Source organism: Pedobacter sp. GW460-11-11-14-TSB4, from assembly GCF_059423705.1.
In genome coordinates, this window is the sequence record NZ_JBWKYI010000001.1 from 646,782 (window position 1) to 670,886 (window position 24,105).

General features: G+C 40.6%; 19 protein-coding genes and 1 tRNA gene. 1 reads left to right on the top strand and 19 read right to left on the bottom strand.

Annotated elements, in window-relative coordinates:
- Positions 1–7: 7 nt before the first annotated feature.
- The 5 genes from AC07YT_RS02790 to AC07YT_RS02810 form a co-directional block, all read right to left on the bottom strand.
- Entirely contained in the window at positions 8–1,162 is a 1,155-nt protein-coding gene (locus tag AC07YT_RS02790; RefSeq protein ID WP_086545904.1) for an ABC transporter substrate-binding protein, read from the bottom strand.
- On the bottom strand, positions 1,163–1,717 hold the full coding sequence (locus AC07YT_RS02795; RefSeq protein ID WP_086545903.1) for a phage tail protein: 555 nt from the start codon (positions 1,715–1,717) through the stop codon (positions 1,163–1,165).
- 47 nt (positions 1,718–1,764) lie between these two features.
- Positions 1,765–2,709, bottom strand: coding sequence for a metallophosphoesterase family protein (locus tag AC07YT_RS02800; protein ID WP_145954225.1), 945 nt, complete (start codon positions 2,707–2,709; stop codon positions 1,765–1,767).
- Between the two features lie 363 nt (positions 2,710–3,072).
- Positions 3,073–4,029 carry a hypothetical protein gene (locus tag AC07YT_RS02805; RefSeq protein WP_086545901.1) on the bottom strand — a complete coding sequence of 319 codons (957 nt, stop codon included), beginning with the start codon at positions 4,027–4,029 and terminating at the stop codon, positions 3,073–3,075.
- Positions 4,026–4,715, bottom strand: coding sequence for an aspartyl/asparaginyl beta-hydroxylase domain-containing protein (locus AC07YT_RS02810; protein ID WP_086549294.1), 690 nt, complete (start codon positions 4,713–4,715; stop codon positions 4,026–4,028). The genes AC07YT_RS02805 and AC07YT_RS02810 overlap by 4 nt, the downstream gene beginning before the upstream one ends.
- 171 nt (positions 4,716–4,886) lie before the next feature.
- Here AC07YT_RS02810 and AC07YT_RS02815 point away from each other — a divergent pair, with 171 nt between their 5' ends.
- Positions 4,887–5,846 (top strand): phytanoyl-CoA dioxygenase family protein, encoded by a 960-nt coding sequence (locus AC07YT_RS02815; protein WP_086545900.1) that lies wholly within the window; start codon positions 4,887–4,889, stop codon positions 5,844–5,846.
- Between the two features lie 23 nt (positions 5,847–5,869).
- On the opposite strand, the gene AC07YT_RS02820 is transcribed toward AC07YT_RS02815, so the two are convergent.
- The 14 genes from AC07YT_RS02820 to AC07YT_RS02885 all read right to left on the bottom strand — a co-directional run bounded on the left by AC07YT_RS02820 (position 5,870) and on the right by AC07YT_RS02885 (position 24,096).
- The gene (locus tag AC07YT_RS02820; RefSeq protein ID WP_086545899.1) at positions 5,870–6,577 is read right to left on the bottom strand and encodes a DUF92 domain-containing protein; all 708 of its coding nucleotides are present in this window, start codon (positions 6,575–6,577) and stop codon (positions 5,870–5,872) included.
- 97 nt (positions 6,578–6,674) lie between these two features.
- A complete protein-coding gene (locus AC07YT_RS02825) occupies positions 6,675–7,373 on the bottom strand; it encodes a DUF1826 domain-containing protein (protein ID WP_086545898.1) in 699 nt (232 codons plus the stop codon).
- 144 nt (positions 7,374–7,517) lie between these two features.
- Positions 7,518–7,591, bottom strand: a tRNA-Arg gene (locus AC07YT_RS02830).
- Positions 7,592–7,821: 230 nt separating this feature from the next.
- Positions 7,822–8,034 carry a hypothetical protein gene (locus AC07YT_RS02835; RefSeq protein WP_131531014.1) on the bottom strand — a complete coding sequence of 71 codons (213 nt, stop codon included), beginning with the start codon at positions 8,032–8,034 and terminating at the stop codon, positions 7,822–7,824.
- 272 nt (positions 8,035–8,306) lie between these two features.
- Positions 8,307–9,476 carry a mannonate dehydratase gene (gene uxuA, locus AC07YT_RS02840; RefSeq protein ID WP_086545896.1) on the bottom strand — a complete coding sequence of 390 codons (1,170 nt, stop codon included), beginning with the start codon at positions 9,474–9,476 and terminating at the stop codon, positions 8,307–8,309.
- Positions 9,477–9,523: 47 nt separating this feature from the next.
- Positions 9,524–10,348 carry an SDR family oxidoreductase gene (locus AC07YT_RS02845; RefSeq protein ID WP_086545895.1) on the bottom strand — a complete coding sequence of 275 codons (825 nt, stop codon included), beginning with the start codon at positions 10,346–10,348 and terminating at the stop codon, positions 9,524–9,526.
- A gap of 20 nt (positions 10,349–10,368) precedes the next feature.
- The gene (locus AC07YT_RS02850; RefSeq protein ID WP_086545894.1) at positions 10,369–11,835 is read right to left on the bottom strand and encodes a glycoside hydrolase family 30 protein; all 1,467 of its coding nucleotides are present in this window, start codon (positions 11,833–11,835) and stop codon (positions 10,369–10,371) included.
- A 37-nt stretch (positions 11,836–11,872) separates the two neighbouring features.
- Positions 11,873–12,997, bottom strand: coding sequence for a glycoside hydrolase family 18 protein (locus AC07YT_RS02855; protein WP_494945155.1), 1,125 nt, complete (start codon positions 12,995–12,997; stop codon positions 11,873–11,875).
- 1 nt (position 12,998) lies between these two features.
- Positions 12,999–14,171 (bottom strand): glycoside hydrolase family 88 protein, encoded by a 1,173-nt coding sequence (locus tag AC07YT_RS02860; protein WP_086545893.1) that lies wholly within the window; start codon positions 14,169–14,171, stop codon positions 12,999–13,001.
- Position 14,172: 1 nt separating this feature from the next.
- Positions 14,173–15,360: an alginate lyase family protein gene (locus AC07YT_RS02865; RefSeq protein ID WP_086545892.1), complete on the bottom strand. Its 1,188-nt coding sequence runs from the start codon at positions 15,358–15,360 to the stop codon at positions 14,173–14,175.
- A gap of 23 nt (positions 15,361–15,383) precedes the next feature.
- Positions 15,384–17,846, bottom strand: a complete 2,463-nt coding sequence (locus AC07YT_RS02870; protein WP_086545891.1) for a glycoside hydrolase family 2 TIM barrel-domain containing protein — start codon at positions 17,844–17,846, stop codon at positions 15,384–15,386.
- 12 nt (positions 17,847–17,858) lie between these two features.
- The gene (locus AC07YT_RS02875) at positions 17,859–19,034 is read right to left on the bottom strand and encodes a DUF5009 domain-containing protein (RefSeq protein ID WP_086545890.1); all 1,176 of its coding nucleotides are present in this window, start codon (positions 19,032–19,034) and stop codon (positions 17,859–17,861) included.
- Positions 19,035–19,047: 13 nt separating this feature from the next.
- Complete coding sequence (locus AC07YT_RS02880) at positions 19,048–21,702, bottom strand: glycoside hydrolase family 2 TIM barrel-domain containing protein (protein ID WP_086545889.1); 2,655 nt, start codon at positions 21,700–21,702, stop codon at positions 19,048–19,050.
- Between the two features lie 174 nt (positions 21,703–21,876).
- Positions 21,877–24,096 carry a glycoside hydrolase family 3 N-terminal domain-containing protein gene (locus tag AC07YT_RS02885; RefSeq protein WP_086545888.1) on the bottom strand — a complete coding sequence of 740 codons (2,220 nt, stop codon included), beginning with the start codon at positions 24,094–24,096 and terminating at the stop codon, positions 21,877–21,879.
- Positions 24,097–24,105 lie beyond the last annotated feature (9 nt).

Genomic DNA, 24,105 nt, shown 5'->3' on the forward strand with positions numbered 1-24,105 from the left:
GCGTTAATTAGACTGATAAATATGGATTTTCCCAACCGCTTTCAGTTTCGCTGTAAACAGTTGATATATCGTATCCCAAAGCGGTACCCTGAGAAATTATAGTTGCGTTATTTTTTTTATTGGTCGTATTGATTTTCACAATATCGATCAATGGAAAACTTTGTTGTTCCTGGCTGCCGAAATGAAGTAACCCTCTTGGTCCTATTGTTCCACTTTGATTAAATTCGATTACCGCTGTTGAAGCATTGCCGATGGTTAGCTGTGCTTTCATTCGGCTAAGCATTAAGCCTGCTTCGTAGCCAAGCATCCCAAACAGGTTGGCTTGTTGTTTGCCAAAATTTTCGAAATCCCGCACAAAAGCAGGGTTAGTGCCTGTTTTATGCTCCTTACTCCAGGAAGAGGCACTATAAAAGTTTAGTCCGAGGTGACCTATATCTTCCAGCATATCGGGGTAGGCCATGTTTTCTACGGTGACTAAAGGAATTACATTATTAAACTTGCTGGATTTCCATTGTTTAAGGAATTCGTTTCCGATTTGTCCAACAAAAATGGCATGTACATAATCTGGTGTATTTACATCTATTTCATTAAAAAAATGGCTTAAATCCAGGTTATTTTTATTGGCTTGATTTTCGGGAAGCACAGTACTTCTAAGTTGATCTGCCCCGGCAGAACCAACTCCGCTTAAAAAAGATGCTCCTAAATTAAAACCACTTTCGTAAAGTGGTGATATCATCAGGCCCCTTGGTCCAAATTCTTTAGTGGCCCATTGCCCGAGCACATATTCACTTTGCCAGAGCCCCATTGAAAGACTGGAGATATTCGTGCCATATCCTTCTGAGGCTGGCACTGATTCTCCGAAATCAAAGAATAAACCCAGTTTATTATGATTTTCTAATATCGGTTTCAGCTCAGGATATATTTTAGGGCTGATCATCCCCATCAGCACATCTACCCCGTCAAAAAAGACAAGTTTTTGTGCCGCTTCTAAAAAGGCTTTATTTCCGCCCTGGCCAACATAGGTTGGCATAAAGGCAAAATCAGCAATGCCATAAGACATTTTACTTGCCGCACACAGAAATCCGGCCGTAATATGCTGTGCATAAAACGGATAGACTCCTGAATAAGGCATCAAAAAACCAATTTTAAGTGGTTTGTTCATTTAGTTTCGGGATGGAAAAATACCTTCGGTCGCAATACTATAATTCAAAACCAAATAAGGCTGCATATTTTCATGTGGCTGGCTACCTCCTGCAATCCCTGTATTAAATGGTTTAAGTGTAGCATTAGCAGCCACATCTGAATAGGTTTTAAGAGATACTGCATTAGGGCCTGATCCTGTTTTCGGAGAAGCAGAAAGAATTACACTTGCCGAAGGTACATCTAATGTTCCTGAAGAAGTAACTGCTGGTTCAGCAACGGTATGAGTATGCTGCGGTATTTGAGTGCTGATTAGGGTTACAGTTTCTACCCCTGCCATTTCACCAAGTGTACGTGGACTAAGACCAGGTCCTTGCCCTGTCCCCATAGCTACTCTGCCTCTTAAATCTGGTAAAGCAAAAGTATTCTGCCCATTCCCTCCATAAGTTGTGCCTAACAATGAAAAAAGAGCTTGATTTGAAGCAATAGCCATAAGCTGCCCTGAACAAAATGCCCATCCTCTTGGGGCAAAACTAAACCCGAATAGGGCAATAATTCCTAAAAATGGTGAATCCATGGTATTTGTTTTTTGGTAAAGATTTGATTAATTAAGATTTAATATTTTTATACAGATTTCTCTATTTTTTTCAGGTCGGAAAAAACAACATGCATTTCTTCTCTGTTTGAGATACCTGGAATATGTCTTTTAAAGGCTAAACTGCTACTGGCTTTTTCTTCAGCAAAACCAAAGGATAATTGAGCCACCGACTGTAATCCTTTATGACTTGTACCCAAAAGCACTTCATTCTTTTCTTTATTGCGAAGTACATAAAGTTGATTTTTACCTGCTGAAACATTTCCTCCGATAATAAGATCTACCAAACTGGTATCAGCAGCAAGTTGCCTGTTGCTCTGTTTTGTCTTTGAATCAAAACCCAAATGAGATAAGCAAACCACTAAATCACATGCTTCGTTTTCTTTTAAGAATCTGGCCATCTTATTTAATGCAGTGGTTGGATCAGATACTTTTAAACCGGTGATGTTAACCGATTCTCCGACACCCGTAACCCCTACTCTATATTTGCCATAGGTAATTACCTGGTAACTTTTTACCGCTTTTTGCAATTTCGGGTGTTCGAAATGATAATTGCAGCTTAACAAATCGAAAGCCATGTGCGGAAGCAAAGCGGCAAAAGCATCAATCCCTTGTTTTAAATCTGCAGCACTAAGGTTCACCGCATGATAACCTACCTTATTCATCCACTGAAGGGTTTCGGCATGGTTATTCCGATTAAAATTTAAAAATCCTCCAGCATCTAACAATAAAGTAGAAACCAGTTCGTTATTGATGGTAGTTTGTAAAGACTTTAAGCCGCCAAATCCCTGAGCAGTTGAATCAACAGCGCCACAAATATCATTGCTATACATGATATTAACCTGTTTTTGGTTTACAGATTTGGTATAGATAGAACGGCTTGCTTTAGCGAGCGAATCAATTGGTCCGGCCAATAAAAGACTACTGCTTAACAAGACGTTCCTCTTTAGAAAAGAGCGTCTATTGGTATTCATAAAAGTTGAGTAATGGGATGTTTGTTACTATAAAGATGAGACTATTTTACTTATAGTACAAATACTACAAGCTTAGATTTATACACTCCTCCGTCATTCAGTAGACCAAACAAGTAAAATAGTATACCAAACCCCTCTTTTAGTAGACGAAAAACGGCATTTTTTAACTATTGACATATGTCAATAACTGTAAAAACATAAAAAATATATCATTTTCTCCCATGCCCCGCCACATAAGTGAGTACACAAAATACTACAAAAAAATTATTTTGGCACATTACTGGTAAAGCGTGTAAGTGGGTTTACACAATTGATCAAATTAGATTCGACCGTATTCAAAATTGGCGGCGTGATTGGTTTTCTTTATTGATTATCAGGCTTTATTAATTGTTTAAAAAGACGTCCGTAAGCAGTGCTGGCATCTGAATAACTGGCCAGTGATGGTTTACGATCTCCGATGAACTTTTCATCAGGATTTTTGCTATGGTAATTTAACCTCGTTTTCATTTTTTCACAGGCAGCATCATCCAACTGCATTACTTTCAAAAAGTGCGACAACATCAGGTTTACGCCCCAGTCATAATCATAAAAAGTATTTTTGGGATGATTGACCGAAATAATCTCCGCTAAAGCTTTATAATAATTAGCCAGTACTTCTGCTGTAAATAAATTAAAGTCCTGGTAATGCTTTTCTTGTATCCTAACCCTTAAAATACCAGAATTAACCATACCTGGAACAGCATGTATGCCTCTCCTTTTGCAGTGTGAGGCAATAACCGCATCGGGTTCTCTGGAAAGGAAAAAAAATGGCGTATCTGGATACCATTTTCTTAACAAGGGATAAAAATGAATATGCCAGCTGTCTAGTTTCACAAATAATTTGGTGTACTGCGCTTTGCGCTTTTGGCCCATCAGGGTAATTGCTGACTTAAACCAAAATTCCTGCTGTGCTTCTTTTACCGAAAGATCTTGTTCTTTCATTCTTAAGAGCTCATCCAACAAAGGGGCTTCTGCGTAAACGATATTTGTTTCGACTGTAGCCAAAGCCTGCGATAATAAGGTGGAGCCACATCGCGAAACATGAAAAATAAATGCATCTGGTGTTATCGAATCGATCAGCTTCGCTGCTTCTTCCAAAAACCCCAGGTTGCTTGCTGGCAAATAAGCCGATCGCTCCTTCATCCTAAAGCGGCAAAGATTTATCGTCTCATCAAAAAAAGGTTCTTCAATATGCTTTTCCTGCAAATCAAGCCATAAAAGCTGCCAGTCATTTTCCTTATAAAGAAGTTGATACGGAATCCAGTTGATTAATGCGCTCATTCCAGGCTTTTTTTCAATTGCATAACCAGGTCTCTAGCCACCTGAGTATCCATTTGTTCCAATTCTGCAATCATTTTTAAGGTGGTAGCCGGATCTAAGGGCTGAGCTTGATTTTCTTCTGCTAGTTTATAACCATTGGCTTCAAACAAAGAATCAGTCCATTCATTTCTTAAGGCATCTATAACCAAATGAACCCGAACGTTTTCGCCTTCATTGATGATACTGTGCGTTTGGTCGAAATCGATGTACCAACAAGAACCTTCTGCTAATTTCAACTGCTCTTCGCCCACGATAAACTTTAAGCGATTATTGGTTTGAATGGGAATATGTATCCTTAACACCCCTGCTTCGTAGTTACAGCCACGGTCTCTGTGGGGCTTAATTTCCGCTCCGGGATGTAATGCGAGTAAACGAATGGTTTCTTTTGGGCACTTCCACTCCTCGATGATTGATTTAATATAAGGAAGTTGATTTAACAAAGGCGTATCCCGATACTGATCTACCCCATAGTTGGCTAAAATATCATTTTCCTTTCCACTGCCAGAGCGGAGTGCAATACTTTGCCAGTTCCCTTCGTAATCCTTCCTGTTGAAATGATCAACCCACTCTTGCTGTAATGCAAGTGCGAGCTCGTTTTTGAGCAGCTGAATGTTATAATCCTGGTTAAATTGAATGTACTTTAGCAAAGCTGAAATGTTTTCTGTAATATTAACTAAGTGTTTTTTATTGCGCAAATATTTAATCTGCTTTTTATCGGTCTTTACGCCGCATCTTTCATTGGATTTATTTTAAAGCCATTTCTAAAATTGTAATTTTAATCTTAGTTATTACCTGATTTCCTTTGATTCAATTCATTTATGCACGACTCATTAATTTCTATTTCTACTTTTCTTGAAATTTACCGGTTACATCATCACCCTAAACACCCACAAAAACAACAGGATGAATCTTTTGTTAAAGCAGAGCAGATTTTTTTAAATATATTTCAACTGGGCTTATTTGAAATTTATGATTTTTTATATAGCAAATGCATAGATACGGACCATTTTAAGCATTGGATTATCGACCTTAAAGGACAAGACTTTTTTAATACCGCTTCAGTCCAGTTCGATGAACAGCTGCACCTCACTAACAATCCTCATAAAACCGATTTCCCGGATGTTTTAACTTCCGAGCAACATGCTTTTTGGAATACGCATGGTTACCTTAAAATAGAAGGATTAGTGAACGAGTCTGATTGCAATGCGGTATGCGAACTCATCTGCAAAACCTTAAACGTTGATTTAACTGATCCCCAAACCTGGTACCCGCAACACGAATTATTGCAAGGATTAATGTTGCAAAAATATCAGGATGAAGCTATTGCCCACATTCGAAACCATGCACAGATTAAGCAAGTTTTCAGCAGCTTGTACAAGCACAATAACATCTTCGCCAATGCAGAGAAAGTGAGTTATAATCCACCTGTGAATCAATATTTTTCCTTCAAAGGAAGTCCGCTACATTGGGATATCGATTTTCAAACAGGTCCGAGCTATTACATTCAGGGCTTATTGTATTTAAACGATGTTCCCGCTAACCGGGGTGCTTTTACCGTTATTCCAGGCTTCCACCACCAGATTGATGAATACCTGACTAATTTTAGTGACCCCGAAGCGGCCATTTCGGCATTGCGCAATAAAGGTTTAGAAATTCCGGTTGAAGGTAAAAAAGGTGATTTAATTGTTTGGCTGCAGTCACTTCCGCATGCTGCAAGTCCCAATCATTCTGATTTACCCAGATTTGTGCAGTACGTGAGTTTTAATGAGGTGCTTTGATCTGGCTATTTCAGGCTGCTGCCCTATTGTATGAACAACAACATCATTAATGCCGCAATCAATGTATTTAAAAAATTGACCATGTTATTCCCGATGATTCCCTTTCGCTCAAACAAAGCCCCCAATACAGAATCGGTAAGATTTCCGAACGTACCTGCCAGAACGATATAGAAAAAGCTGATGTTCCACCCGAAACCCAGCGCATAAACGACTGCAATCATACAGCTTCCGGCAATACCGATCGAAGTTCCTTCCAGACTGATCACCCCATCCATTCCGCAACGATCAGGCTTGAAGGTGATTATATTAAAAAACCGTCTCCCGTAAACCATCCCCAGTTCAGAAGACAGGGTATCAGCAGTAGCCGAGGCAAAAGCAGCTGCCATTGCAGGCAACATTAAATCAGTCAGCTGTGGGTAACCTATGATTACGACCCCCGCAATAGCTGAAACGCCGGCATTAGCCAGCACCTGAGCGGTATTACGGCCTTTTTTGCTTTCCCCTTTAATGGCAAAAGCCTGCTTTTTATGCTGCTGCCAGGAGGTGGCTGCAGAACCCACGATAAAAAAGGTGCTCATCATGGCAACGCCGGTATAACCAGCCGCAATAAAAATAACATAGGCCAGTATTCCACCTGTAAAAGCAGCCAAAATGGTCAGTTTTTTGGCGAGGATGCCATAAGCTATGCCAGCAATAATGATGATTGGCAACAAGGTGCCGCTATTGAACATATCGCAAATATATTTGAATTCTGCTTAAGAAACAGCACATGGGAATTATTACGAGGTGACTGATTAAAAATTGCCTGAGCATATTAACCAGCCCGTTTTAGCAAATTAGTAGCAGCCTAAACTCCCCTTCTTTTTCAATCGGTGCCCGGTGGATACAAGGTAAACACTGTTTTTCAGGATGATCTACTGCCAGTCTCCACAGATGGCCCAATCCCAGGTTTACAGGTCTTGCACCAGCTTTAGCCTGGTAATGCAGGTCAAAATAATGTTCCATCAAAAAATTTTGAAATTCGTCTTCCGGCCCCTCGTGTAATTCTTTAAGCTTTTGCCGGATTTCCGGGACCAGTATTTTTTGTTCGGCCTGATGATTGGCTATAATTTCACTGGCAGCACCATAGTAGGTACATAAAAAAGTATCGGTGCCAATGGGTGATCGGTCTACATGAAAAGAATATACATCTGTCGAAATAAAATCAAGTTCTTCATCCCGATCGTAACTTTTGATTAGATTAAGCGAAGGTGATGCGCCCGAATCTGCCAACAACTGAAAATCACTTAAGATCACTGTTCTGGCCAGACAACCTGCCTCCGACAGGCTGAGCGCATGGAGGTCTTCCATGGAAACTTCCGTCAGGTTATCTTTCAACTCCAGTTTGGATACAATTTCTTGAAAATCGCCAACCACCTCCCGCTGCCAGCAAACGGCGTTTTGATCTCCATAAAAATCTGTATCCAATAGCTGAGAAAAAGTGGATACCACCGCAATTTGTTTGCTGTCAGCAAATCTATTATCCATTTCTAATTCAATAATTTAGCTATAAATGCTCATATCTCGAGGATTATTCCAAAGTGAGAATGCTTCTCAGGCATAGCGGTTCTTCGTCAATTTTAGGCCAGAAATAAAAAAAGCTCCCAGTTTTTAACTAGAAGCTTTTAAATGTACCCCGGAAGGGATTCGAACCCCTGACCCACGGTTTAGAAAACCGTTGCTCTATCCAACTGAGCTACCGAGGCTCATTTTTTAATGAGCTGCAAATATAGAAGTTCTATTTAATATGTAAAAATATATTTTAAACTATTTAAAAGCTACTTTTCGCATTTCAAATAAGTATTTAAGAACGAAGCAATTAAAATTAAATCCACGCTAAATAAATTCGATTTCAGCCTGTAAAAAACGTTATTTCTCACCCAATTCTGCATCATTAATACAGAGCAGCTACGCTAAAAATCAAATCAATGCTTAATTAAGCGTCTTCTCCGTTCCAAATGTCATCATCGGCATGCCGAATTTCATCATGACTGGAGGTTATACTTTTTAATTCTTCGTGGTGATAATTTCTTTCCGGGTTTTCGGGCAAAGTACTGTCGTGATCAGGAGACACTTTCCTCAAATGCTCAGGCTTTTTAACCTCTGGTAAATCATCGTGTACAACAGAAGGCGTTAAAATCTTCTTCATGGGATTATTGCTGTTTTCCATAATTTTAAGAGACTCAAATTTCAAGCCACAACCAAAGGTGAGTTAAAATTTCGGCAATTGCCGTGTATTTGTGAAGAATAACGGTTGACGAAAGGTGCACAATAAAAAAATGCGCACAAATAAATCAGTGTTTATCTGTGCGCATATGTGGTTAAAAAGATCCTTCGACAAGCTCAGGATGACAATTAATGAGATTGCTTCCCCGAAAGGTCGGGACTGGCTGTCGCTCCTCCTCGCAATGACGATCTAAATTAGTAATTCCCTGTAACGCCAATTTCTAAGCCTCTTAATTCGGCCAAACCTCTTAATCTGCCTATAGCTGAATAACCCGGATTGGTTACTTTGGCCAAATCATCCAACATTTGATGACCATGATCCGGGCGGAAAGGAATTGATTTATCACGTAATGCATTTTCTTCTGATAAGGCTTTCATGATTTCATACATGTTTACGTCACCACCTAAATGATCTGCTTCGTAAAAACTACCGTCTTCATCTTTTTTGACGTTACGTAAATGCGCAAAATAAACACGCTCTTTCACCGCATTAAAGATTTCTAAAGCATTATTCCCCATTCCGGCACCCAATGAGCCTGTACAGAAACAAACGCCGTTAAAAGCCTGGTCTACTTCTTTAATGATATAATTAAAATCTTCGAGTGTACTCGCAATCCTTGGCAAACCTAAAATAGCATAAGGAGGATCGTCAGGATGGATGGTCATCTTAATACCTTCTGTTGTACAAACCTCCGCGATAGATGACAGGAAAAACTTCAAATTTTCTTTTAAGCCCTGTGTTCCAATGGCTTTATATTCGTTAATACTGTTGCGCAAGGTCTCCAGTTCGATTTCTTTTTCATTCGGGATCCCCATTAACACATTAACACGAAGATCAGCTAAATCCTGTTCTGTTAAAGTCGAATATTTAGCTTCAGCTCTATCTAAAATAGATTTTGAATAATCTGCTTCTGCACCTTCACGCTTCAAAATATAGAGGTCAAAAATGGCCAGATCGATCCAGTTAAAATAAAGGGCTTTGGAACCGTCGGTCATTTCCAGGTCCAGTTGCGTACGCGTCCAGTCTAAAACCGGCATAAAATTGTAACATACGATCTTAATTCCGCAGGCCGACAGGTTACGCAAAGAGGTTTTATAATTTTCGATATACTTTCCGGCATCTGCCCTGCGCGTTTTTATCGCTTCGTGTACGGGAACACTTTCTACTACCGACCAGGTTAAACCGGCAGCCTCGATAATGGCTTTTCTTTCCTGAATATCAGTTAATGGCCAAACTTCCCCATGTGGTATATGATGCAGTGCGGTTACAATGCCTGTAGCGCCTGCCTGTTTAACATCTTGTAAGCTAACCGGATCGTTCGGACCATACCAACGCCAGGTTTGTTCTAATTTTTTATATTTCATTGTATATGATTACACAGATTTTAAGATTACACTGATTATATTGATCGCTAAACGCCTGAAAATGCTGTAAATCCCCCATCCACTTTAACATTCTCGCCATTTACAAATTTAGAGGCATCGCTGAGCAAATATACTAAAGCGCCAATTAATTCCTCCGGGGCTCCAAACCTTTTAAATGGTGTTTTAGAAATGATGGCCTGTCCCCTTGCAGTTAAAGAACCATCCTCGTTGGTTAACAATGCCCGGTTCTGGTTCGTAATAAAAAAACCAGGTACTATGGCATTCATTCTGATTTTATCCTGATAACGGTTAGCCAGTTCAACAGCCATCCATTTGGTATAACTATCAATAGCTGCTTTAGCAAGCGAATAACCCAATACACGGGTAAGTGCTTGGGTGGCCGAAACAGACGATATATTCACGATGCTCCCGCCGTTTTTGGCTATTTCTTTACCAAAAATCTGCGTTGGCATAATCGTGCCGAACAGGTTTAAATCGAAAGCCTGCTTTAAAGCCGGCACATTAAGATCGAAAACATCACTACCTGGCTGAATTACTGCCTCAGCCACATTGCCTCCGGCTGCATTCACCAGGGCATCTATGCGCCCAAATTCTTTAATGATGGTTACATTTGCATCGATTAAATTCTGCTCGTTCAGTACATCGGCAATAATATAAATGGCTTTACCACCCGCTTTAATTACATCTTCTGCCCTTTGTTTAGCGATTTCTTCGTTTCTTCCAATTACAACGATTGCAGCACCCGCGGCGCACAAACCGTTAATAAAAGCCTCACCCAAAACGCCTGTAGCACCGGTAACCACTACAACCTTGTTTTTTAGGGAAAACAGGCTTTCTACTTCTTTTACCATTTGTTTAGTTCTTTTTAAGTTTATTCTACTACTAAAGTTGTGATGGAGTGTGGTAAACTGCTTGTTGTTGCAGCCTCACCTTTAATCCATAAACTATATTTTAATTTGTCATCTGATTGATTCATCACCACTACAACCAATTTGCCGTCGGTATTTAAAAATGCTGTTGATTGTAATTTATCGCGACTCGATGCTGTTCCAACCCTCCTGGCTCCCGGACGGATAAATTTAGAAAAATGTCCCATGTAATAATAGGCATTGGTATAAATCAATTTATCATTCTTTGTATCGGCATGTACGGGAGCAAAACAGAAATTACCAACGTGGTTTGGTCCACCCTTTTCATCTAAAAGAATGTTCCAATCGGTCCAGGCAGCTGTTCCGGCATTAAAATCGTTAATCATCGAGTAACCGTAACGCTCGCCTAAAGTCCAGTCATCGAGTTTATTTACATCATATTTTTCTTTACATCCTTCGGTAAAAATCAGCGCTTTATCCGGGTAAGCTTCGTGTGTTTGTTTCACATTACCAAACTGCATTCCGCTGCCTGTCCAGGTTTCGTACCAGTGAAAACCGATACCCCAAACATATTTAGCCGCATCTTTATCATTTAAAATGGTGCTGGCCCTTTGGAAAATCTGATCGCGGTTATGGTCCCAGGCAATGAGTTTTTTTGATGCAAGACCTGATTTCTGTAAGGTTGGACCTAAAAAGTTTTTAATAAAATCGCGTTCTTCTTCGGCTGTGAATACACAAGATTCCCATTTCTGTTTGGCCATAGGCTCATTCTGAACGCTCAAACCCCAAACCGGAATGCCCATAGCCTCGTAGGTTTTGATAAATTTAACATAATGATTGGCCCAGCTTTGACGGTAAGCAGGCAATAAATGTCCGCCCTGGATTAAACTGTTGTTATCTTTCATCCATGCCGGTGGCGACCAGGGACTTACAAACAAAGGTAATTTACCTCCTGATGCAGCAATAGCCTGTTTAATCAAAGGAATTTTAAATTGCTCATCGTGTGCCACACTAAAAGTTTTAAGCGCCTGATCATTGTCCTGCACATAGGTATAACTTCCACTCGAAAAATCGCAACTGGCAATGTTGGTACGTGCCAACGTATAACCAATCCCTTTATCCTGATTATAATAGGCCGTTAAAAGTTCCTGTTGATTTTTTTTGGACAGCTTTGCAAATGTTTCTGCCGAAGCATCGGTTAAAGCACCTCCAATGCCCACCATGGTTTGGTATTTTACCGTTGGATCGACAAAAATACAGGGCTCTGTTTCAAAAGGTTGCTTATTCACCGCAAAACTTAATGTTTCGGTTTTACTGATGCGATATTCAGATTTCTCTGCCGTCGTGTAAACCGTTACCTTTTTGTTGGTCACAGTATAAGCTTGTACTGGCTTAACCCCTTTTTTATTCTGAGCAGCCACATTAAATGCCGTTGCCAAAATCAATAGGATGCTTAGATTCTGTTTCATGATTATATTATTTATTTTCTACCTCTGGTTGCCTGAATTATTTTAAACTTTTATTGATCTGATTGAGCAAATAGCCATTTAAATCAGAATCGTACTCCCAAAACATCACTCCACCCATGTTATTTTTCAATACATATTCGCATTTTGCCTTTACCGATCTTTCGTCATCGTAAGTCATATATTCACGGCTTGCTGCGTTATAGATATAAGAAGCTTTAGCATCTTTATCGTAATATTTCTTAAAGCCTTTCTGATTGATCAGGCTGTCTTTCAAAAATGTATATCCTTTTCCGTACCTGCTTTTTAAAACAGAATCGCCTAAACCATTTTTAGCGCTTTCTTTAAGGGTGAAAGAACGACTGTAAAAAGCAATTCCCATCACCAGCTTTTCGGCAGGAACACCGGCAGCGGCAAACTCTCGGAAGGTTTTGTCAGCATAATTTTCTGCCGGGTGGCTTTTCGAGTTATAAAGATTGGTATGATGTCCCGCGAAATCGCCATTATAGAAATCGTAGGTCATCAGGTTTACAAAATCCAGGTATTGCTGTACTTTATCCATCTCTGTATGGCGATTGAAATTGGTAAAACCACCAACAGCAATGGTCAACAGCTTTTTAGACTGATATTTCTTTTCCAAAGTATCCAGTTCTAAACGGAGTTCTTTCAGCATCAAAGTAAAATTCTGCTTATCCTCCGGTCTGAAAACATTACCTTCCTCACCCGCAATGCCAGGATATTCCCAATCAATATCTACCCCATCGAGCTTAAACTTTTCTATAATTTTAACAGCACTTTCGGCAAAAGCTTTACGTGAAGTATCGCTAAGTGCCGCATCCGAAAAGTTTTCACTCCAGGCCCATCCACCAATAGAAATCAGAATTTTAAGGTCAGGATTTTTAAGTTTAAGTTGATTTAACTGCCGAAAATTAACGGTATCAGTCGCTTCACGATGTAAAAAAGCACGGTTGTTTTTTACATCAACAAAGGCATAATTGATATGGGTAAGTTTCTCTGCAGCAATTTTCTGCACATCAACCAAACCCCTGTAACCGCCAACATAACCAATAACCACTTTCTTTTGGGCTGAATGGTCTGGCTGCATGCTTAACAGCAAACCACCGGCGAAGATTGCACCCACGAATAACTTTAATGTGCGCTTCATTTTAATTTTTACTTCTTAGCAAAGCTTCCAAATAATAATAATCGGCATAATTGATCGGCACATCAATTTCAGATTTCGCCGGACGATGCCCTGTACTGTGTTCTAAAATAAAGCCATAGTTTGCGCCAATTTTGCTGGTGTACTTTGTACTGAGTGAGTTTAAAATTTTATCGGCAGCAGCTTTATATTTTTTACCATTGCTGCTGTACTTCGCCAACTCGTAAAGTGCAGAAGCTGTAATTGATGCAGCAGATGCATCTCTGGATACTTCAGGCATCTTTGGATCATTATAATCCCAATATGGAATGCCGTCAGCAGGAGTAATTTTATTATTCAAGATAAAACCCGCAACACCATCAGCCTGAGCCAAATATGCTTTGTTTTTAGTTTCACGGTAACACATGGTATAACCGTAAAGTGCCCAGGCTTGTCCACGTGCCCATGCCGATTCATTCGCATAACCTTGTGCGGTTACTTTCTGGCGCACATTGCCTGTTAAAGTATCATAATCGATCACATGATAAGAACTGAAATCAGGTCGGAAATGATTTTTTATGGTGGTATTGGCATGTGTTACCGCTATTTTATAGAATGATGAATCGCCTGTTAATTTGGTGGTTTCGAATAACAGTTCAAGGTTCATCATGTTATCAATAATTACCGGATATTTCCACTTATCGCCATTGTGATCCCACGATTTTAACACCCCTGCTTTGGCATTAAATCTGGTAGACAACGATTTTGCCGCCTGAATAATTACGTCTTTATAAGCCGGATCCTTTGTCAGGCGGTATCCATTTCCAAATGGGCAATAAATCATAAAACCCAAATCGTGAGTTCCTTTGTTAAATTGTTCCTTTTTAATATCCTCAGTATATTTCTTAGCCAGATCGAGCCATTTTTTATCATTGGTATATTGATAAAAATACCATAGTTCTGCAGGAAAAAATCCACTGGTCCAGTCTTTCGAAACCACCATTTTAAACTGGCCGTTTTCTACAGTCCGTGGTGAAACCAGATTAGGCTTCACTTTTCTGGCCGAATCTACATTTTTAATCAATACTTCTGTTTGTTTCGCTGCTGATGCAAAAGCTTTTTTCACATCTGTTTTTTGTGCCTTTACCATACTGAAAGACAATACACTTAGCGCAGTTATTGTTATTTTTAAGTTCATATTATAACCAGATTAATGGGTTACGGATAGGTAAATTTCTAATTACTTCTTCTACTTGAGGCTGATGGTCTAATTTTGCCCAGGTTTGGTACCAATTGGCCTGATCATATTGTACTGCACCAAACAGCAAAAAAGGTTGCGCTACCGGCCAGTTATCCCAATACATTACATCGGGTTTTAAGGTCCACTTGTTTTTATCGGCGATAAATGGATATAAATAGTTCAGCCCTTTTTTTATGGATTTGCCATCAGTTGTTTCAAAAGTCCAGAGGTTATCTTTTGGTGTGGACAAGATCTGGCAAAGCATGGTCATCGCGTCAAGATTAAAGATCGAATAACCGTAAGATTTTGTTCTGGCCATTTCTAAAGGAAAACTGCCGTCAGTAGCCATCTGGTTTGGCAACAGAATGGTTTTAAAACTGGTACGCAGCGAATCGAGCATGTTTTCATCGTCACATAATCTGGCGAATGAAGCCACCTGCATGGCCCAACAAGTGGCGTGGTTATTTTTTACGGTTTTCTCTTGAATACCGGGTTTGCTGGTGTTTAACCATAAAGTATAATCGGCAAACCATTTTTTTACACCCTTTGCAGTTTCTTTATCAAATGCTTTGGCTTTTTCCATCACCAATGCGCCTTGAGCCACTTCCATTAAATGAATGGTATCGATAATACCATAATTACGGCCAGTAAATTTACCTTTTACGGCCTGTGCAAAAAGCAGATTCGGATTCATCAAGCTTTCCGCATTGATAAACCAGGCCTGAAAATGTTTAACAGCTTGTTTAACATACTTTTCGTCGCCGGTAATTTTATAGGCAGAGGCCAGTGCACCGATGATTTTACTAAAACGGACCATTGCTTTACGGTGGTCGAGGAAGTTATCCGGGTTGGTGAGTCCATCTCTGTTGATATAAGGGCCATCTGGGTTTTGCGGATCGGGCCAGAAATAATCGGCTTCGGAGAAGAAATCATGTTTCCCACCGGCACTTCTGGGCGAAGATGATGCCGTAACGGTAATGGGATTTTGTTGCATGGCCCAGGCTGCCCCGGCCAAAATCTGTTTTTTTAATAAAGCCGCTGCCTGTTTTTTTAAATCCGTTCCTTTCGGATCGGGTTTCAGGGAAGCAAATGCTGTCCCGGTAAAACAGAGCAGCACTAATAATGCATAGGGGATGAATTTTTTCATTGGTTATATATTTGGTCTGGATGTTATAATGTGCTAAAAACTGTTTTTAAACCTTCAGAAACAACGGATACAGCACTCTGACCCTTGTTTAATTTCACTTTAATAATGGCCCTGCCGTTATAGGCCTGTACTTTACGCGATCCTGATGAAGTACCTTGATTATCAATTAATTTACCATCACCAGTTAAACCAAAAGTTATCCAATTAATGGCATCTAAACATGGAACACCCTTCGCATCAAAAAGCTTTACTTCCATGGTGGCCACATCATCCTGCTGACTGATTTTTTTCAGTTCCATTTTAGCTGGCTTTGTCCATTTTTCGGTTTGATAAGTAAATTTAATTTCATCGGTTATGATCTGTTTCCCTTTTCTAGCTATTACCTTAATCGTGTTTTCGCCCTTTACAAAGGGAAGATTCCAGCGTAAACCCGCTGCAGGATAATCCTGACTATTGCGTTTTTTACTGCCAAAACTTTTGCCGTTAAGGAAAATTTCAGCATCCGTACAGTTAGAATAGACTTTAACCATTTTCTCTTCGCCTTCGTCGCCCCAACGGATTGGCCAGGTATGTCCGTAAATGTGTACCATCGGTTTTTCCGTCCAGTAAGACTGAAAAACATAATAAGCTTCTTTTTTGGTAAAATCTCTTTCTACCACCCCTTTCTGGTTCATGTATGGCACCGGATTATCGGGACGAACAGGGGTTGAAAAATCTTTGAATGGCCAGTAAGCCGTACCACTTAACCAGGGCATGGTTTCCTGCTCTTTTAAATGCCAGTCGATTAAGTTGGTGATGTACGATTCGCTCCAGTCGCCATCTTTAGAAATCCTTGCCGCACCACCGTATAACGAAGCATCACCTGCCCTTTCATCGGCACTGCCACCAGTTTTAATCTTACTTAAAGCTTTATCCGGGTTTTCTGAGTGACGTAGTGCGTGGCTATCACCACCCCATTCTACATGTAAAAAGCGTTTTACCTTCGCAAATTCATCTTCTGATGCTTTTTTGTAATCGGTATAAGCGCCACGGTACCAGCCTGCCCAAATAGAAGGAGAATATACATCTACAATATCGCTACAGAAATCGCAGCGGCGAATGGCAGTATAACGCGATTTATCCAGTTTATGCGAGAGATCGTTGAGCTCTTTCATGAAAGTCCTGATTTTTTCTTTATCAAATTCAGGGAAATCGCCCGGCCAGTCGTTTTCGTTACCCATCCCCCAGATGATAATGGCCGGATGATTAAAATGTTGCTCAACCATGTTGGTGAGCATTCTACGGGCCTGCTGTTTGTATACTTCGCCTCCTAAACCTCCGCGGCACCATGGAATTTCTTCCCACACCATAATCCCTAAACTATCGCAAAGGTTTAAAACAATGCGCGATTGCTGATAATGCCCTAAGCGGATAAAGTTAACCCCCATATCTTTCATCATCTGCATTTCCTCGCGGATCATGCCTTCGGTCATTGCTGCTGCTACGCCTGCATGGTCTTCATGACGGTGCGTTCCACGCAACAATAAACGTTTCCCATTGAGGTTAAAGGGTCCCTTTTCTATAAATTCGATATGCCGGAAACCAATTTTCTCTTCTCCCTTATAATTTCCTGCTGCAGAAATGACTTCGTATTGCAAACGATATTGCACAGGTTTCTCCGTCGACCATAATTGTGGTTTCTTGATTTCTAACGACCATAAATCAACATCAGCAGATAAATCGTTAAGTTTTTTCTCTGTTTTGCTCACGATTTTTCCGGCGGCATCAATCAATTTCAACTGAATAGTCGCTTCTTTAAGTCCGACAGGATTGTACAAACGTGCCTTGACAGACAATTTACCCAATTTACCCTGCGCATCTACCTCAGCTTTAGCAAACATTTTATCAACGGATAACGAAGGTGTATAAACCAAATTCAGGTAGCGGTAAATACCACCGTAAACATTAAAATCTGATAAATCGGAAGGGATCATTTCGAGATCTCTTGAATTATCCGTCCGTACTGAAACCGGAACTTTACCCTTAAACTGTTTTTGATAAACAGCTGTTTTTTGGAAAGCGGCAACAGCCTCGGTAATATCAACCGTCCATTCATCGTAACCACCCACATGCGCGCCTACCTTGGTCGTGTACACATAAACTTCTGTTTTTTGTCCCGCACCTTCGAAATGCAGGATTGTTCTGCCATTTTGATAAGGGTTTTCGATGTTAAGCTGGGTACGGTACCAGGCGGGGCCCTGATAATAATTTACATCAGGATCTACTGCATCTTCAGCGTTAACGCAATGCGGCAAACTCACTTTCTGCCACAGGGGTACAGCTTCCGGATTACCTACACCAACCGGGCGTACTGCCTCCCATATGCCTCCTAAATCCTGCTTTAAAAATTCCCAATTATTATTTAAGCGGACAGATTGCTGCGCAAACAATAACTGACTGTTAAACAATGAAATAAATAAGACTATATACCTAAATAACTTCAACATAAATTTTGAATATTAAACTTTTAAACGCAATTTTTTCTTCTCTAAAAAGTACACTATACCGATCACTAAAAATGCCATCAAAAACGACCTAAAAATCCCTCCAATACCCGAACTCATGAAATGCGGAAAGTGAAAATGGACCAAACTCAAAAGCGCGTACAACAAATAAGGAATGAGGTAACAGGTTAAGGTACTGGTACCGGCAGGTTTAATGAGCTTAAACCAATCTTTTTTCTGTTTAACATCTACCAGGTAGATCAGTAATTCGAAAACCAGAATGGTAATGCCCATGCATACAAATACCCAGGCTGGTGTGGCATAAATTTTAGAAATACCGCCTGCATACGGCCTGATGAACATACCAAAAGTGAAGGACAATAAGCCATAAAAACTAATCAAGATCCAGAAATCGAGGTATTTTTTAACCCCGATCAGTTTTTTATACATCGAAGTAATCAATGCACCACCTAACATCAACACAATTGATGAAGCATCGCCAATAATCCATAAATGATGTTTAAAAATGCCTAAATGGGTGGTGATGTTAATGGCTGCAAAGGCCACAAAAGCGAGCATGAGCAGCAACAAATTGCCTTTAGCAAAAAGATAAACGAATGCCGAAACGAGATAAGCCCAGCCAATGATACCCAAAATGCCCCACCAATGCGGTTTTAGGCCTTCAGGATGTGTTGCTGAACCACCTTTATACAGCAATGCCAGCACGATAAGGAGCAAAATACCTAAACCGATCAATCCGTTCTTTTTAACCTTCGAGAGATTTTCGGGATAATCCAGCCAGATTAAAAAGAAAGCCATGGTGATGAGAATGGTATAAACCGGATAAGGCAATAAAGCGGAATGGCGATCGTAATTTTCTAAGTTAACATGGAAAAAGCCCATTACAATTAAAGCCAGTGCTCTTAAGGCAATGTAAGCTGAAATAGAAAACAGCCCTGCGCCTTTATCTTTTCTGCTTTGGATGGCAAATGGCAATGAAAGGCCAACGATAAAAAGAAAAGCCGGAAAAATGAGATCTGAAAAACCCATTCCATCTACCGCTGCAGGCGTATGCTCAATCCATTGCGGAATATTTGAAACACCGGCAACATCGTTTACAAAGATCATCAGCAACATGGTGATGGCCCTTAAAACGTCGATTGATAAAATCCGGAGTGGCAGTTGGTTCATTTTATCTGATGGATTAGTAGATTTTTCTAAGTTGAACAGCGTTTAAAACAGCCTTTCCCTCAATGGCTTTAAATTCAATTAAAATACCCTTCCCATTCTGTACCGTAATTCTGGTTGTTTTCTTTACCGCTGTAGTATAACCGAAATTGGAAGCCAGATTTACTTTAGACATCAATAGTATTCCATTAACCGAAACATCAAAAATGCGTTGCTCTTCTATTTCTTTTTTATGGTTATTATCTAAGTTATAAGCTAAAGCTTCTTTGGTTTCGCCGCCTACGAGTTCGGCAAAATGCAGGGCCAACTCATATTCGCCATCTGGCACATCGAATTTAAACTGCTTAATGCCTACCTGCTGGGTCTGGTAAACCGGATCGTTATCGGTACCTAAAATATTCTTATCGCTGCCGTAAGTAATGCGGTTATTGGTTCCCTTGTAAGGTTCGCCGCCAATCCAACCCCAGGCACCTGTTTTGTAGGGCTGATCAGGCATCCAGAGCTGCTGTTCCTTTTCGTCGATATAAAAACGTTTCGACCCCAAAAGGATATTGATATTTTTAAAAGGAATATCGGCATCATTAAACTTGAATGGCTGTAACTGGAAATGAATATCAGCCTGATCATTTTGATCGCCAGCAACGACACGCAGCTGGTTTTTACCGTTAACAAAGGGCACCTGCCAGTCGATAATATGATCAACCGCCTCTTTTAAACCTAAACTTTTGCCGTTCAAAAAAAGTTCTGCCGATTTAAGGTTAGTGGCTACCTGAATGGGTTGTGTACTGGTTAAAGTGGCAGAATCAGCAATACCTGTTCTATCTTTCCATTGTGCTGAAGTAATTTTTATAAAAGGTTTTCCCAACAAATAAGCCTGATACAGGAAATAGGTATCTTTTGGCTCGCGGCCAATGGTTAAGAGCCCCTTGTTGTTGATGTGGGGCATGGTTTCCTCACGGGTTTCGGAATTGAAATCAGCTAAATTCCAGGCCTGGCCACCGGCTACAAATGGCCTGCTGCGCATGGCACTCAGGTAAACCTGGTTAAACTTAATGCCATACTCTACACTTTTATCGAAACGGATAGGCGAAAAAGAACGGATCCTTGGATCAGCATCGGCTCCAAACTCGGTAACCATGAAAGGTGTATGGGGTAATTCTTTATGGTGACGGTCTAAAAATTTAGCGAAATCTTCCGGTACACCAGAGTACCAGCCTGAATATAAATTCCAGCCAACAATCATCGGGATTTTAGTTAAACCAACTTTATTGTAGATATCCCAGGCACCATGGTTGACCAAAAGGGTGTATCTGGAGGGATCGAGTTTACGGGTTAAACTATCCAATTTTTGGGCTAGTTCGCGAACATGATCAAAATAGATTTGCTGACGGGGTTTATCGTTCGAAAACTTTAAACGCAATAAAATTTCGTTCATATAAGCCCAAATGATGATACTTGGGTGATTGAAATTTTGTTTAATCATTTCCGTCTGCATGTTCAAACAATTAGTGGTAAAAGCCTCAGATTCGGTAATGGTGTTTACCACCGGGATTTCTACCGAAGCCAGAATACCCAAACGATCACAGGCTTCTAAAATTTGTGGATCCTGCGGATAATGCGCTACCCTTAAAAAGTTACCGCCCATTGCCTTAAGCAATTCGATATCTTTAATCTGTAAGGCATCGGGAGTAGCATTACCCCTGTTTTCGTAATCCTGATGACGGCTTGCACCAATAATTTTTACCGGTTGATCATTTAAGAAAAAGCCCTTATCTGCATCGAACTTAAACCAGCGGAAACCTAATGGATTGGAGACCTGATCGATCACTGATTTGGTCTTAGGATCGATAATCTTAGTCACCAGCCGGTACAGATAAGGATTTTCAGGCGACCATAACTGAGGTTTCTGAATCGCTTTGATATCCTGAATGACCACCGTATTTCCGCCTTTGTTTACATTCGCCGTAGTATTTTGACTGGTTACCATTTTTCCATTTGCATCGAAAATGGTAGTCATCACCTGTACTTTTTGGCTGGTGGTGGCTGTATTATCAACTGAACTTTTTACCTGTACACTTGCGGTTGACGCTGAAACCTGCGGCGTGGTGATAAAAACACCTGAACTGCCATTTTCTTTCTGCGAAAAGTGCAGCGGATTGGTCATCAACAGGGTTACATTGCGATACAAACCACCAAAAAAGGTGAAATCGGCGGTGAGTGGTGGAATATCTTCGTTAAATCTGTTGTTTGCCCTAACTTCGATCACATCATCTTTAAAGTTCAAAAATGAAGAAATCGGGACGATAAAACGGGTATAACTGCCAATATGTTTGCCGGCAGATTTACCATTAACCAATACTTCTGCTTCCTGTGCTACGCTGTTAAACACCAGGAAAATAGCTTTACCTTTTGCGCTTTCATCGAGTTTGAGTTTACGTTTGTAAATTCCTAATCCGCGGTAATAACCTGGCACATCATCCAAAACATCTTTATCGTTCCAGGTATGTGGAATATTCACTTTTTCAACCGGTCCGTTTTCTTTGTTAAATTCCCATTGATCGTTTAAACTGATGGTTTTCCGGCCTGCATCCTGGGCATAAGTGCTTAGACCGGTAATTGCGGCAATAAGTAATAATAAAAGTGATTTCGATCGTAGGGATGATTTCTTCATGTTATATCTTCGTAATTATTTTTGCCACAGAGGCATGGAAAACTTTGTTTTCAACTCCTTCCCCCTGTCATTCGTGTCGCCACGAACTGTATATTTTTTTTTAACCGCTAAGGCACTAGGTTCACAAAGCAGGTTAACACAAACCTTCCGTGTTTCTGTGTCTCGGTGGCCAATCTAGTTTAATAGTGTAAAATCCTTTTCCAGTTTAATATTATTCGAAGCGGTTCCGATCATTAATTTAAAATCGCCGGCTTCGGCAGCCCATTTTAGTTGTTGGTTATAAAAAGAAAGTTTCTCTTTATCGATAGTGAAAGTGATGGTTTTGCGCTCTCCTGCTGTTAACATTACTTTCTGAAAATCTTTCAATTCTTTAACCGGACGTACTACGGAAGCAAATTTATCCTGCAGATAAAGTTGAACGACCTCCTCTCCGGCATATTTACCAGTATTTTTTAAAGTAAAACTTACCGTAATTTTTTCGTCCTGTTTGATTTGTGTTTTGCTCAGTGTTAAATCGGTATAATCGAAAGTGGTATAACTCAAACCGTATCCAAAAGCAAATTTCGGGCTGTTGGGCATGTCTAAATACGCAGAACGGTAACGGGTATCCTTATCATTTTTAGCCGGACGACCCGTGCTCAGGTAGTTATAATACAAAGGGATCTGTCCTTCATCGCGTGGGAAAGTCATCGGCAATTTGCCCGCCGGGTTGTAATCGCCATAAAGCACATTGGCCATGGCATTACCTGCTTCGCTACCTAACCACCAGGTGTTCATAATAGCCGGAACGTGATCGGCTGTCCAGTTGAATATTAACGGTCGACCAGCCATGATCAAAACCACCACAGGTTTGCCTGTAGCCTGGATCGCTTTAATTAAATCTTCCTGCACACCAGGCATATGGATATTGGCTTTACTTTTTGCCTCACCGCTCATATCTAAAGTTTCGCCAACGGCCATAATCACCACATCAGCTTGTTTAGCCACTGCTACAGCTTCGGCAAAGCCAGCTTTTGAAGAATCAGCTACCTCACAGCCTTTGGCATATAATAATTCGGTTTGATTGCCGACCTTATTTTTTAATCCCTGGTATAAGGAAACCAGGTTATCTTTCTCCCAGGCAATAGACCAGAATCCTTGCATATCTTTTTCAGATTTACCCAAAGGACCAATCACAGCAATCTTTTTTAAATGCTTAGATAAGGGTAAAACCTGGTTTTCATTTTTCAAGAGCACGATACTTTTCTCGGCCATTTTTAAGGAAGCTTTTCTGTTTTCAGCAGAATTCAGCTCTTTTTCCTGACGGCTTTCGTTGCTAAAGCGGTATGGATCATCAAACAGACCCAATTCGAATTTCTTGCGTAAAATCCTTCTTACGGCATCATCAATCAAAGCAACAGGCACTTTTTTATCGGCAAGCAGTTTGGCCAGACTTGGCAGATAACTTCTGCTTTCCATATCCATATCGCTACCCGCTTTTAGGGCCAGTTCTGCGGCTTGTTCTTTATCTTTAGCATAACCATGGGCAATCATCTCTCCAATTGATCCCCAGTCGCTTACCACAAAACCCTGGTATTTCCATTGTCCTTTTAAAATATCACGTTGCAAGTAAGCGTTTCCTGTAGCTGGAATGCCGTTCAGGGTATTAAAAGAGTTCATAAAAGTAGCAGCACCAGCATCAACCGCAGCTTTAAATGGCGGCAAATAGGTTTCCCATAAAGTATGTTCGCTCATATCAACCGCATTGTAATCTCTACCGGCAATGGCCGCACCATAAGCAGCAAAGTGTTTTGCACAGGCCATAATCGCGTCGAGGTTACCTAAACCTTTGCCCTGAAAACCTTTTACACGGGCAAAGGCAATTTTAGACCCCAAATAAGTATCTTCTCCTGCCCCTTCCATTACCCTTCCCCAACGTGGATCGCGGGCAATATCAACCATGGGTGCGAATGTCCAGTGTACGCCAGAGGCTGCCGTTTCCCGTGCAGCCACCCTTGCGGCATTTTCCATTTCTGCCAAATCCCAGCTTGCGGCCTCGGCCAGTGGAATGGGAAAGGTAACCCGATACCCATGAATGACATCCAAACCGAAAATCAAGGGAATTTTCATTCTCGATTGCATGGCCACTTCCTGTACTTCGCGGGTTTCTTTGGCACCACGCACATTGAGCATGGAACCTAATTTGCCGTCGCGGATATCTTTTAACTTATTTGGATTATTCGTAATCGGTCCTGTTGCATCCCGATCGCCAGTATATTGATTTAACTGGCCGATTTTCTCATCCAGCGTCATCAGTTTTAAAACTGAATCAATTCTCTTTTCGATCTTTTTATCCTGCGCAACTGCGGAAAGGGATACCCCTAAGATTAAGGCTAATGGTAAATATTTTCTCATTAATATATG